Source organism: Brevundimonas sp. (assembly GCF_036677305.1).
Taxonomy (GTDB): domain Bacteria; phylum Pseudomonadota; class Alphaproteobacteria; order Caulobacterales; family Caulobacteraceae; genus Brevundimonas.
This window is the reverse complement of record NZ_JAKFEB010000154.1, coordinates 1-12,138: the sequence shown is the minus strand read 5'-3', so window position 1 is coordinate 12,138 and position 12,138 is coordinate 1. Positions and strand designations below refer to the sequence as shown.

Genomic DNA, 12,138 nt, shown 5'->3' with positions numbered 1-12,138 from the left:
AGCGACCCGTCTCGTCGCTCCCCTTACCCGATCAGCGACTTCGCCGCCGCCCGCGCCTCGTCGGTGATCACCGCGCCCGACAGCATCCGCGCGATCTCCTCGCGGCGGGCCTCGTCGTCCAGCGTGTCCACCGTGGTCGTGGTCAGGCCGTCGGCGTCCGCCTTGCGGACCTTCCAGTGGGCATGGCCCCGGGCGGCGACCTGGGGGCTATGGGTCACGACCAGCACCTGCGCGCCCGTCGACAGCCGCTGCAGGCGCGCGCCGACGGCGGAGGCGACGGCGCCGCCGACGCCCTGGTCGACCTCGTCGAAGATCATCACCGGCTGGCGCTGGTCCTCGCGGCCGGCCAGCGCCGCCTTCATGGCCAGGGCGAAGCGGGCCAGTTCGCCGCCCGAGGCGATGGCGTCCAGCGGGCCGAAGCCGGTTCCGGCGTTGGTGGCGATCTCGAAACGGGTGGTCTCGACGCCCAGCGGCCCCCGGCGGCCCTCGGCCACGGGCTCGAAGGCGACCCGGAAGCGGGCGCGGTCCAGTTTCAGCGGCCCCAGCTCGGTCATCACCGAGGCCGTCAGCCGCTCGGCCGCCGCCTCGCGCGCCGAGGTCAGCAGCATGGCGGCGAGGTCATAGGCTTCGCGCGCGGCCGAGGCGGCGCGTTCGGCGGCGGTGATGGCCTCGGCCCCGTCCTCGATCAGGCGCAGCTGGTCGCGGAAGCGGACGCGCAGGACCGGGAGGCTTTCGACCGACGCATTCAGCTTGCGGGCGGCGGCGCGCAGGGCGAACAGCCGCTCCTCGGCCTTGTCCAGCCGGCCGGGCTCGAAGTCGAAGGCGTTGGCGGCGGCGTCGACGCAGGCGATGGCCTCCTCGGCCTCGACCATGGTGCGGTCGATGGCCTCGGCGGCGGCGGACAGTTTCTGCAGCAGGGGGTGTTCGGGATCGGTCCCCGCCTGCCCGGCCCGGGTGCGCGCGTGTTCGACCGCGCGCAGGGCGGCCGACAGCTTCTGGGACAGCTTGTCCCCGCCCAGCTGGGTGCGGGCGTCGGCCAGGTCGCCGATGGCCTTTTCCGCGGCGCCGAGGATGGCGCGTTCGCCGGCCAGTTCGGTCTCCTCGTCGGGGCGGGGGTCCAGTTCGTCCAGTTCGGCGAGGTTCTGCGTCAGTTCCTCGGCGTGGGCGGCGGCGTCGGCGGCGGCGGCCTTGAGGTCGGAGACGGCGCGCTCGGCGGCCTTCAGCTTCTCGGCGGCCCCGGCCACGCCGTCCAGCTGGGGCTGCAGGCCGCCGTAGTTGTCCAGCAGGGCGCGGTGGGTCTTCCAGTCCAGCAGGCCGACGGTCTCGTGCTGCCCGTGGACCTCGACAAGGGCCTGGCCGATCTCGCGCAGGGCGGCGACGCCGGCGGGCTGGTCGTTGACGAAGGCGCGGCTGCGGCCGTCCGCGGCGATGGTGCGGCGCAGGATCAGCTCCTCGCCCGGCGCGACCTCGAAGCCGCGCTCGGCGATCATCTCCAGCAGGGCGGGATCGTCGGGGGCCGTGAAGACGGCGGTGGCCGAGGCCTGTCTGGCTCCCGCTCGCACCAGACCGGCGTCGGCGCGGGCGCCGAGGGCCAGGCCGAGGGCGTCCAGAATGATCGACTTGCCCGCCCCGGTTTCGCCGGTCAGCACGGTCAGGCCGCCCTCGACCTCGAGATCGAGCGCGTCCACCAGCACGATGTCGCGGATGGAGAGGGCGGTCAGCACGGGCCCGCTTCCTCTCGGTTCAGGGGACTGAAGGCGCGGGGATCAGGGTGAGGCAAAGCGAATCGATCTCTCGGGCGACGCCGGAGAATGCTGGCCTTTCGCTCCCCGGGTAAAGCCCGAGGTTAGCGGAACATATCGGAAACGTCAGCCCGGGATGATCCGGCGCAGCCAGCTTTCGCGCTCGCCGGTCGGGGTGACGCCGGGCTGGCGGCCTTCCTCGGTCAGCAGGGCGTAGGCTTCGGCGTACCAGGGGCTGCCCGGATAGTTGAAGCCCAGCACGGCGCCGTTGCGGGTCGCCTCTTCCTTCAGGCCCAGCATCAGATTGACCTCGACCAGGCGGTAGAGGGCCTCGGGCGTGTGCGAGGTGCGCTGATAGGCTTCGTTCTCGATCACCGCCTTGTAGCGGTTGATCGCCGCCAGCGGCTGGCCGGCGCGCTGGTAGTAGCGGCCGATCGACATTTCCTTGCCCGCCAGCTGGTCGTTGACCATGTCGATCTTGATCGAGGCGTCGGTGGCGTAGGAGGTGCCCGGATAGCGGCGCTGCACATCTCGCAGCCCGTCCAGCGCCGCCTGGGCGTAGCCCTGGTCGCGGCCCACGTCGGTGATCTGTTCGAAATTGCACAGGGCCTTCATGTAGAAGGCGTACGGGGCCGACGGATTGCCCGGGAACAGCTGGATGAAGCGGTCCGAGGCGGCGATGGCCTCGGCGTAATTATTGTTCTGATAGTAGGCGTAGATCTGCATCAGGATCGCGCGGCGCGACCACTCCGAATACGGATGCTGACGCTCGACCTCCTGGAAATAGTCGATGGCGTCGGCCCAGCGCTTGCTCTGCAGACGCTGGTAGCCGGTGTTGTAGAGGGCCTCGACCGGGCGCTCCTCATAGGCCAGGCGGGGACGATTGGCGCCGCGGTTACAAGCCGAGATCGTCAGGGCTGAAACGGCCACGGTGGCCAGGATCAGGCCGGCGCGGAATTTGGAAGCAGGCAAGGACGACCTCAAAATGCAAGCCGGCGGGCGCGAACCCGTCGGCGCCCCCGAAAACGAGACGCGATCTCTACACCAGCGAACTTGTCTGCGCCAATGCACGAAGAAGACCTGCAAAAAGACGCTCTGCGCCTTGCCGCGGGGCCATCCGCTGGTATGTAGCGCGCCAGCGCCACGGCGGCATTTTCAGCCCGGCGATGACGGCGAAAGGATGACCGGACATGAAGCTGCTCTCTGGCAACTCCAACCGGACCCTGTCCCAGGCGATCGCGACCCACCTCGACATGCCCCTGACCAAGGCCCAGGTGAAGCGGTTCGCCGACAACGAGGTGTTCGCGGTCATCGAGGAGAACGTCCGCGGCGAGGACGTCTTCATCCTCCAGTCGACCAGCTATCCGGCCAATGACAACCTGATGGAGCTGCTGATCATGACCGACGCGCTGGTGCGCGCCTCGGCCAAGCGGATCACGGCGGTCATGCCCTATTTCGGCTATGCCCGGCAGGACCGGAAGACGGGCGGACGCACGCCCATCTCGGCCAAGCTGGTGGCCAATCTGATCACCCGGGCGGGCGCCGACCGGGTGCTGACGATGGATCTGCACGCCGGCCAGATCCAGGGCTTCTTCGACATTCCGACCGACAACCTGCTGGCCACGCCCGTGCTGGCGCAGGACATTCGCGAGAACTATCCGCGCGGCGAACTGATGATCGTCTCGCCCGACGTCGGCGGCGTGGTGCGGGCCCGCTCGCTGGCCAAACGGCTGGATGCGGACCTGGCCATCGTCGACAAGCGCCGCGCCAAGGCCGGCGAGAGCGAGGTGATGAACATCATCGGCGACGTCGAGGGCCGGCGCTGCATCCTGTTCGACGACATCGTCGATTCGGGCGGCACCCTGGTCAATGCGGCCCAGGCGCTGATGGACAAGGGCGCGGTCGAGGTCTCGGCCTATATCAGCCACGGCGTCTTGTCGGGACCGGCGGTCCAGCGCGTGACCGACGGGCCGCTGAAGGAACTGGTCATCACCGATTCCATCGAACAGCCCCACGAAGTTTTGACCTGCCCGAAAATCCGCACGGTCTCGGTCGCTCCGCTGATCGGCGAGGCCATCCGGCGGATCGCCAACGAGGAATCGGTCTCCAAACTGTTCGATTGACGGATCGCCCTGCCTCAAATTGGCCGGGAGCGCGTTCTCTGCTCCACGACTGTCAGTTCGAGGAGATTTCATGCGTCCGGTAATGATGCGCCGCGGCCTTTCACTGGCCGCCCTGTGCGCCGCCGCCGTCCTGGCGGGTTGCGCCTCGGGCAAGGCCGAAGCTGAAGCGGAAGCCGCGCGTCTGGCCGAGGCCGCCGCCCTGGCCGCCCGGACGCCCCCGCCGATCAACCTGTCCCGGAGCGTCGCCCAGGACGCGGCGGTCTATCTCGCCTTCTCCCGCAGCATCGCCGGCATCCGGGGCGGGTTCGAGAGTCCCGAGGCCATCCAGGCCGCCCTGCGCCAGGGCGCGGCCTACGACCCCGGCCAGATTTCCCGCGGCCTGGTCGCCTACGCCTCCATCGTGGCCCTGCAGTCGCCGGCGTTCGTCGCCGGCGTCAATCAGTACGGAATCAATCCGACCGGCCGGCAGAAGATGATCGCCGATATCGTCCGCGACCCCCGGGCCGCCTCATACATGCCCGGCGCGCAGGAGGCGGCGGGCCTGATCATGGCGGCGCTGGACAGCGAGATCGACGCCCTGAGCGCGGCCGCCAATTCGGTGGAGAACGACGCCTACGCCGCCCAGGCCGACGGGCGGAGGTCATGGGCGATCGCCCATGTGGTCGACCGCGAGGCCCGTCTGGCGAGCGCCAAGGACCTGTCGGTCCAGGCCATGGCGGCGCCGGCGGCCGAGTCGGCCCGTCTGTTCGCCGCCGCCGGCAGCGGCGCGGGCCTGGGCGTCAGCAGCGGCCGCCGCCGCGATCCGCCCTACCCGCCCGTGGTCACCAACGCCCTGGCCCTGGCGGCCCTCGCGGCGCTCGGGGCGGCCGGCGAGGACGCGCGGGCCAACACCGCCGCCCTCCAGTCCGAAGGCGTCAGCCAGAACTGCCTGAACGAGTCCAAGCTGAACCTGTACCAGTGCCTCGCCGCCTCGCGGCCCAGCTATGAGGACATGTTCTGCCTGGGCCGCCACATCGTGCGCGACCTTGCGACCTGCACCCGCAGCGCCGCCATGCCCGCCGCGACGGTCACGGTTTCCAGTCCCGTCGCCGTGGAGGCGCGTCCCCCGATCATCGTGACCGCGCCGTTCGATCCGCCCGCGCCCCCTTCGGCGTCCCCGTCCGCGGCCCCGACGGCGCCGCAGCCGACGACGATGTCGCCGACCCAGCGGTTGAACAGCGGCGCCGGCGCACCCGTCCGGAGCACACCCGGCGGCTGATCGCAGGAGGCCGGCGTCGATTCTGCTGGCGGATTAGTGATCGGCAAACAATTCGCGGAGCGTTATAAGGGGCTTGGAGTTTCGGCGCCCCGCGAAGGCGCCGTGCGTGTTCTGGGGAATTTCGCATGTTCATGGCCCATCCGCGCCGCGGCCTTTCGGTCGCCGCCGCCGCCGCCGCCTTCATCCTGGCCAGTTGCGCCACGCCCGAGCCGGAACCCGCTCCGCCGCCGGCCCCTCCCCCGCCGCCGCCCGCCGTCAGCCTGAACGAGGGCGTGGCCGAGGCCGCGTCCATCTACGTCGCCTTCATGCGCGAGGTCGGCACCATCCACGCCGGCTTCGACAGCGCCGAGGCCATCCAGGCCGCGATCCGCAAGGGCGCCTCCTACGAGCCCGCGCAGCTGTCGCGCGGCATGATCGCCTATGGCTCGATCCTGGCGCTGCAGTCGCCGGAGTTCGTGCAGGGCGTCCGCACCTTCGCCGTCGATCCCGCCCAGCGTCAGCAGATGATCGATCGCATCCTCGCCGACCCTGCTGCAGCGGCGACCTTCCCGGGCGCCGACGCCGCCGCCGGCCTGATCATCGACACCATCGGCAAGGATTCGGCCGCGATGATGCTGATCGCCGAGGCCGTCGAGGAAGACGCCTATACGATCCAGGGCCGCAGCGACCCCCGCCGCCGCTGGGCCACCGTCCACATCGCCGACCGCGTGACCCGTCTGGAGGGCGCCAAATCCCTCTCGGCGGTGACGATGCTGCCGTCGGCCGAGGAATCGGCCCGCCTGTTCGCCGCCGCCAACAGCGGCACGGGACTGGACCTGGGCCCGGCCCGCTCGGGCCCGCCCTACACGGCCGCCGTGGTCCGTTCGCTGGCCGTCGCCGCGCTCGCGGCTCTCGGCGCCGGGGGCGAGGACGCCCGCGCCCAGACCGAGGCGCTGGTCGTGGAGCAGAACAGCGAATTCTGCCTCAACATGTCCAAGCTGATGCTGTTCCAGTGCCTGGCGGCCTCGCGCCCCAGCTATGAGGACATGTTCTGCGTCGGCCGCCACGTGGCCCGCGACCTGGCCACCTGCACGGCCCAGAACATCACCCCGGTTCCGGTGGAGATCCCCCAGACCGCCGTGGCGGGCGGGGCTCCGGAACAGACTCCGGTCGCCGCCGAGGCCGCCGCCGCGTCCACCGCGGCGACGGCGTCGCTGAACAACGGCGGCTGATCCCGCGCAAGGGAGTCCGCGGCCTGTTGCGTCGCGGGGTTCTTGCGTGTAATGACCCGCGCTCTTGAATTCAGGGTCCCTGACCCCGCCGCGAGGGCTGACTGGTCAGCGCGGCGTTTGTGTTGTTGAGGCGAGGCGATGGCCGAGATCATTCTGAACGTGGACGTCCGTGATGGCGTTGGCACCGGCGGCGCACGCGCCGCGCGTCGCGCGGGCATGGTCCCGGGCGTGCTGTACGGCGGCGACAAGGCCCCCGTGGCCATCTCGGTGAACGAGCGCGACTTCCGCAAGTCGCTCTACACCGGCAAGCTGCTGGGTCACCTGGTGACCCTGAAGTACGGCAATGAATCGCAGCCGGTCATCGCGCGCGATGTCCAGTTCGACGCGGTCACCGACCGTCCGCTGCACTTCGACCTGATGCGGGTCGACGAAAAGCAGACCATCAAGATCGAAGTGAACGTCCACTTCATCAACCAGGACCAGTGCGAAGCCTTCCGTCAGGGCGGTTCGCTGGAAATCGTCCGTCACTCGGTCGAGGTGAAGGTCCGCGCGGATCACATCCCGGAAGACCTGATCGTCGACCTGGCCAACCACAAGATGGGCGACACCATCCGCTGGACCGACCTGAAGGGCACGGAAGAGGTCGAGCCGACCATCACCGACCGTGACTTCGTGATCGCCTCCATCAAGACCTCTTCGGCCGCCAAGGCCGCCGACGAGATCGAGGAAGCCATCGCCGAGGAAGTCGCCGCCGCTGCTGAAGCCGCTGCGGACGAAGTCCCCGCCACCGAACAGGCCGATGGCGAAGAAGCCGAAGCCGCCGAGGGCGAGAAGTCGGAAGGCTGATCCCTTCCCTTCGACTGTTTTGCGAAGCGGCCCCTTCCGGCTACGGATGGGGCCGTTTCCTTGTCCGGACCTGAGCCATGATCATCATCGCCGGCCTGGGCAATCCGGGCCCCAAATACCAGGGCAACCGCCACAACATCGGCTTCATGGCCGCTGACGGCATCGCCTCGCGCTGGACGTTCGGACCCGAGCGGGCGAAATTCCAGTCGGTGATCCGCGAAGGCGAGGTCCAGACGGCTGACGGACCCGTCAAGGTCCTGCTGATGAAGCCGCAGACCTATATGAACGAGAGCGGCCGGGCCGTCGGCGAGGCCGCGCGCTTCTACAAGGTCCCGCCGTCGCAGGTCATCGTCTTCCACGACGAGATCGATCTGGCGCCCGGGCGTTTCCGCATGAAGACCGGGGGCGGCGCCGCGGGTCAGAACGGCGTGCGCAGCCTGATCAGCCAGCTGGGCGCCGACTTCCGCCGCGGCCGCATGGGCGTCGGCCACCCGGGCGAGCCGCAGCTGGTTCACGGCCATGTTCTGAGCGACTTCCACAAGGCCGATCAGGTCTGGCTGGAGCCCATGCTGAACGCGGTCGCGGACGCCCTGCCCTTCGCCCTGGTCGGGAACGACGAGCGCTATCAGGCCGAGGTCATGCGTCTGGCCCCCGCGCCCAAATTCAGCCCGCGTCAGGCTGCACGGGGCGACGACTAGACGCGCCGCCTTGTTCGCGGCCAGCGGCGCCGATAGACCGCGCCCAACCCGGAAGGAACGACCATGAACCGCACCCTCGCCGCCGCCGCGTCCCTGCTCGCGCTGGCCGCCTGCAATTCCGGCGACCGCGCGCCTGCGCCCGGCGCGCCGACGGTCACGGTCGCCGACGCCCTGTGCCGCCCGACGCCGAAGGGACGCCAGACCACCGGCTGCTACATGACGCTGACGGCCAGCGGCGAGGACCGGCTGGTCTCGGTGGAAAGCCCCCGCGCCAAATATGTGCAGATCCATGAGAGCCGGATGGAGAGCAATATGATGATGATGCAGCAGCTGCGGGACGGCCTGCCCCTGGCCGCCGGCCAGGCGACGCCCCTGGCGCCCGGCGGCAACCACCTGATGATGCTGGGCGTCGAGGAGCCGCTGACCACCGGCGAGACCGTCACGCTGAAACTGACCTTCGCCACGGCCGCTCCGGTCGAGGTCACGGCCCGCGTCGCCCAGCCGGCGGCCGGCGAATACGACCACGTCGCGGCCCATTGACCGCCAAACCTGACAAACCCGGCGCGACCCGCTAAAGGCTCGCCTTCATCCCTCTGACTTGCCGCCTCTCGCGGACGGACCCTGCATCCGTCCGGCTGATCGGCTTCTGGAACCGCCCAAGCCCATGGCTCTCAAAGTCGCGATCGTCGGCCTGCCCAACGTCGGCAAGTCCACCCTGTTCAACGCCCTGACCAAGACGGCGGCGGCCCAGGCCGCCAACTATCCGTTCTGCACCATCGAGCCGAACACCGGCGACGTGGCGGTGCCCGAGCCGCGTCTCGACGTGCTGGCGGCGATCGCGGGCTCGAAGGAGATCATCCCGTCGCGGATCACCTTCGTCGACATCGCCGGACTGGTGCGCGGCGCGTCCAAGGGCGAGGGCCTGGGCAACCAGTTCCTGGCCAATATCCGCGACTGCGACGCCGTGGCCTTCGTGGCCCGCTGTTTCGTCGACGACGACATCACCCACGTCGAGAACCGCATCGACCCGATCTCGGACCTCGAGATCATCGAGACCGAACTGATGCTGGCCGACCTCGAAAGCCTCGAGAAGCGCGTCGTCAACGTCGAGAAGAAGGCCAAGGGCGGCGACAAGGAGGCCCAGACCACCCTGCGCCTGATCAATATGGCCCTGACCCCGCTGCGCGCCGGCAAGCCCGCCCGCGTGGTCGAGGTGTCGAAGGAGGACGAGAAGGCGTGGCACATGCTGCAGCTGCTGACCTCCCTGCCCGCCCTCTATGTCGCCAACGTCGACGAGGGTTCGGCCGACAAGGGCAATGAGCTGTCGGACCTCGTCGCCCGGCGCGCCGCCGCCGACAACGCCAAGTCCGTCGTCATCTCGGCCAAGATCGATTCCGAACTGGCCGTGCTGGACCCCGAGGAACAGGCCGAATTCCTCGAAAGCCTCGGTCTGGCCGAGCCGGGCCTGAACCGTCTGATCCGCGAGGCCTACGCCCTGCTGGGGCTGCAGTCCTATTTCACCGTCGGGCCGAAAGAGGCGCGCGCCTGGACGATCCATATCGGCGACACGGCCCCGCAGGCGGCCGGCGTGATCCATACGGATTTCGAAAAGGGCTTCATCCGCGCCGAGACCATCGCCTACGACGACTTCGTGGCGCTCAAGGGCGAGGCGAAGGCGCGCGAGGCCGGCAAGCTGCGCGCCGAGGGCAAGGCCTATGTCGTCAAGGACGGCGACGTGATGAACTTCCTGTTCAACTAGCCGGCTTCGCCTCGCCGGGCGTCGGGCAGCGCACCAGACTGACCACCGCGCTGTTGCGGTTGAGCCAGGTCAGCCGCATGGCGTCGCCCTGGACGTTCATGCGCACCCGCTCGCGGGAGGTCTGGCCCTCGGCCGAACAGGCCAGGCCGGCTTCATAGCCGTCGCGGACCTGGCTGACCGACAGGATGCCGCAGCTGTTCTCATAGCCCTCGAACCGGGTGGTGGTGATTTCGATGGGCCGCTCGGCGCCCTGCGGATTGGCGCACCAGGCCCTCCTGGCGGACCACAGGCCCACGAAGGTCTGCGGGCCGGATCCGGGCATGATCGCGCCGACGCCGGGCGGGGGCGTCGGCTCCGGCGCCTCGGCCTCGGGCGTGTTGATGGGCGCGGCGGGATCGGTGGGCGGATTGACCTCGGCGGGACCGCAGGCGGCGAGAACGAGAAGGGCGATCGGGACGAGGCGATGCTGGGTCATGGCTCGGAAACGCCGTTCGATGCCGAGGGCTCCCGATTTCGCGTCGATCACGAATTCGCGGCCACGCTTGCATCCTCGGGAAGATTTTGCGACCGGTTCGCTTGTGTCGAGAACAAGGGGGCGTCCCGCATGACTCAGAACACCAATCCATGGGCGGCCCAGGTGGACCCGCTGGCGCAGGATATCGCGGCGGTGCTCAAGCTCATGGGCGGATCCGCCCACCAGCGCGACGTGGTCCAGTGCGTGGCGGCGATGAAGCGGCAGCGCGGCGAGACCGTGGCCCAGGACCTGGCCAACAGGATCGTCGAGGTGTTCGAGAAATACCGCGACCTGTTCTTCAAGCCGTTCGGCGAGGAGTCGATGCGCTGGGCCCTGCAGCCCGGCGTCGCCTGATCCATCAAGCCCAGGCCAACGAAAAGGCGCGCCTCCGCGGGGAGGCGCGCCTTCGTCGTTCAGAGGTCGTCAGCCTTTAGAAGCGGCGGACGTAGCTCAGGCCGTAGGTGTCGAGTTCGCCGCCGTTGTCGTCGGTGAAGTCACGACGGGTCCAGTCGGCGCGGACGCCGTTGCGGCCGTCGAAGAAGTAGTTGGCGCCGGCGCCGTAGTTGACGCTTTCGCCGTCCTCGGTGGCCGACAGGCCGGCGGCTTCAGCCTTGATCGAGGTCGTGCCGTAGCCGACGCGGCCGAACAGTTCGAAATTCGGATTGATCGGCAGGGTGCCGACCAGATAGGCGGCGGCGTCGTATTCATGGGAAATGTCGCCCGAGACGCCGGCGACGGTGATCTCGTCGTCCACGACGCCGAACGAGGCTTCGCCCTCGACGCCGACATAGCGGTTGAAGTTCGCGGTCAGGCGGCCGGTGACGGCGCCCAGGGAGGCGTCGTCGCCGTCCAGCTGGGTGTAGCCGATCGAGCCGTTGACCTGCGGATTGGGGATGCTCTGCGCCATGGCGGGTGCGGCGATAAGAGTAAGAGCGGCAGTGGCGAGAAGAACGTTACGCATTGTTTCTTGTATCCTCTAGATGTGGTGACCATCGGTCACCGGCCCCATCCAGCGGAGACACAAATGGGTGGACGCAAACCCAGTTCCAGAGGCGCTTCGATACATAGTGACGACTGTGTGAAGCGAAGCACAGACCGCGTTCTACCAAACAAGACAGTTTTGTGGCAATGCGAACACTGATCGATCAGCGGTCCTTTTCACGCTCGGTTCCCGCCCTGGCGTGCAGGGCGGCCTGGGCCGCCGCCAGACGCGCGATCGGCACGCGATAGGGCGAGCAGCTGACGTAGTTCAGGCCGACCTCCTCGCAGAAGGCGATGGACGACGGATCGCCGCCGTGTTCGCCGCAGATGCCCATCTTGATGTCGGGGCGCCTGGACTTGCCGCGTTCGGCGGCGATGCGGATCAGGTCGCCGACGCCCTCCTGATCGAGGCGGACGAAGGGATCGGACTCGAAGATGCCCTTGTCCATATAGGCCTGCAGGAACCGGCCGGAGTCGTCGCGGCTGATGCCGAAGGTGGTCTGGGTCAGGTCGTTGGTGCCGAAGCTGAAGAATTCGGCGTGCTCGGCCAGGTCGGCGGCGCGCAGGGCGGCGCGCGGCAGTTCGATCATGGTGCCGACCAGATATTCGACGCGGTCCCCGGCCTCGGCGAAGACGGCCTCGGCGGTGCGGTCGGTCAGTTCGCGCAGGTATTTCATCTCCAGCCCGAGGGCGACCAGCGGGTGCATGATCTCGGGGATGGGGGCCTCGGCCGCCGTCTTCTTCACCTCCAACGCCGCCTCGAGGATGGCGCGGACCTGCATCTCGTAGATCTCGGGATAGGCGACGCCGAGGCGGCAGCCGCGGTGGCCGAGCATGGGGTTGGTCTCGTGCAGTTCCTTCGCCCGCCGCTTCAGCTTCGCGGCGTCGAGGCCCTGGGCTGCCGCCAGCGCGTCGATCTCGGCCTCGGTGTGGGGGATGAACTCGTGCAGCGGCGGGTCGAGCAGGCGCACCGTCACCGGCAGGCCGGCCATGATCTCGAACAGCT

General features: G+C 69.0%; 12 protein-coding genes and 1 pseudogene. 8 read left to right on the top strand and 5 right to left on the bottom strand.

Annotated elements, in window-relative coordinates:
- Positions 1-23: 23 nt before the first annotated feature.
- A complete protein-coding gene (gene recN / locus V6M42_RS08730) occupies positions 24-1,724 on the bottom strand; it encodes a DNA repair protein RecN (protein ID WP_332678225.1) in 1,701 nt (566 codons plus the stop codon).
- Between the two features lie 144 nt (positions 1,725-1,868).
- Entirely contained in the window at positions 1,869-2,726 is an 858-nt protein-coding gene (locus V6M42_RS08725; protein ID WP_442880943.1) for an outer membrane protein assembly factor BamD, read from the bottom strand.
- Positions 2,727-2,932: 206 nt separating this feature from the next.
- On the opposite strand from V6M42_RS08725, the gene V6M42_RS08720 reads away from it, so the two are divergent.
- The 7 genes and pseudogenes from V6M42_RS08720 to ychF all read left to right on the top strand — a co-directional run bounded on the left by V6M42_RS08720 (position 2,933) and on the right by ychF (position 9,637).
- Complete coding sequence (locus tag V6M42_RS08720; protein WP_332657514.1) at positions 2,933-3,865, top strand: ribose-phosphate pyrophosphokinase; 933 nt, start codon at positions 2,933-2,935, stop codon at positions 3,863-3,865.
- A 70-nt stretch (positions 3,866-3,935) separates the two neighbouring features.
- Complete coding sequence (locus tag V6M42_RS08715; RefSeq protein WP_332657516.1) at positions 3,936-5,123, top strand: hypothetical protein; 1,188 nt, start codon at positions 3,936-3,938, stop codon at positions 5,121-5,123.
- A gap of 125 nt (positions 5,124-5,248) precedes the next feature.
- On the top strand, positions 5,249-6,334 hold the full coding sequence (locus V6M42_RS08710) for a hypothetical protein (protein WP_332678224.1): 1,086 nt from the start codon (positions 5,249-5,251) through the stop codon (positions 6,332-6,334).
- A 138-nt stretch (positions 6,335-6,472) separates the two neighbouring features.
- Positions 6,473-7,045 (top strand): annotated as a pseudogene (locus tag V6M42_RS08705) (50S ribosomal protein L25/general stress protein Ctc); the annotation flags it as partial.
- A 212-nt stretch (positions 7,046-7,257) separates the two neighbouring features.
- On the top strand, positions 7,258-7,878 hold the full coding sequence (gene pth, locus V6M42_RS08700; RefSeq protein WP_332678222.1) for an aminoacyl-tRNA hydrolase: 621 nt from the start codon (positions 7,258-7,260) through the stop codon (positions 7,876-7,878).
- A 63-nt stretch (positions 7,879-7,941) separates the two neighbouring features.
- Positions 7,942-8,418, top strand: coding sequence for a copper chaperone PCu(A)C (locus tag V6M42_RS08695; protein WP_332678221.1), 477 nt, complete (start codon positions 7,942-7,944; stop codon positions 8,416-8,418).
- Positions 8,419-8,542: 124 nt separating this feature from the next.
- The gene (gene ychF / locus V6M42_RS08690; protein ID WP_332678220.1) at positions 8,543-9,637 is read left to right on the top strand and encodes a redox-regulated ATPase YchF; all 1,095 of its coding nucleotides are present in this window, start codon (positions 8,543-8,545) and stop codon (positions 9,635-9,637) included.
- Here ychF and V6M42_RS08685 read toward each other — a convergent pair.
- Complete coding sequence (locus V6M42_RS08685) at positions 9,630-10,112, bottom strand: hypothetical protein (RefSeq protein ID WP_332678219.1); 483 nt, start codon at positions 10,110-10,112, stop codon at positions 9,630-9,632. The two genes, ychF and V6M42_RS08685, sit on opposite strands and share 8 nt — an antisense overlap.
- A 129-nt stretch (positions 10,113-10,241) precedes the next feature.
- On the opposite strand from V6M42_RS08685, the gene V6M42_RS08680 reads away from it, so the two are divergent.
- Positions 10,242-10,505 carry a hypothetical protein gene (locus V6M42_RS08680; protein WP_332657526.1) on the top strand — a complete coding sequence of 88 codons (264 nt, stop codon included), beginning with the start codon at positions 10,242-10,244 and terminating at the stop codon, positions 10,503-10,505.
- A 76-nt stretch (positions 10,506-10,581) separates the two neighbouring features.
- Here V6M42_RS08680 and V6M42_RS08675 read toward each other — a convergent pair whose 3' ends face one another.
- Positions 10,582-11,112 (bottom strand): porin family protein, encoded by a 531-nt coding sequence (locus V6M42_RS08675; protein ID WP_332657528.1) that lies wholly within the window; start codon positions 11,110-11,112, stop codon positions 10,582-10,584.
- 184 nt (positions 11,113-11,296) lie between these two features.
- Positions 11,297-12,138, bottom strand: an 842-nt coding sequence (locus tag V6M42_RS08670) for a putative PEP-binding protein (protein WP_332678218.1), incomplete at its 5' end; no start/stop codon positions are given.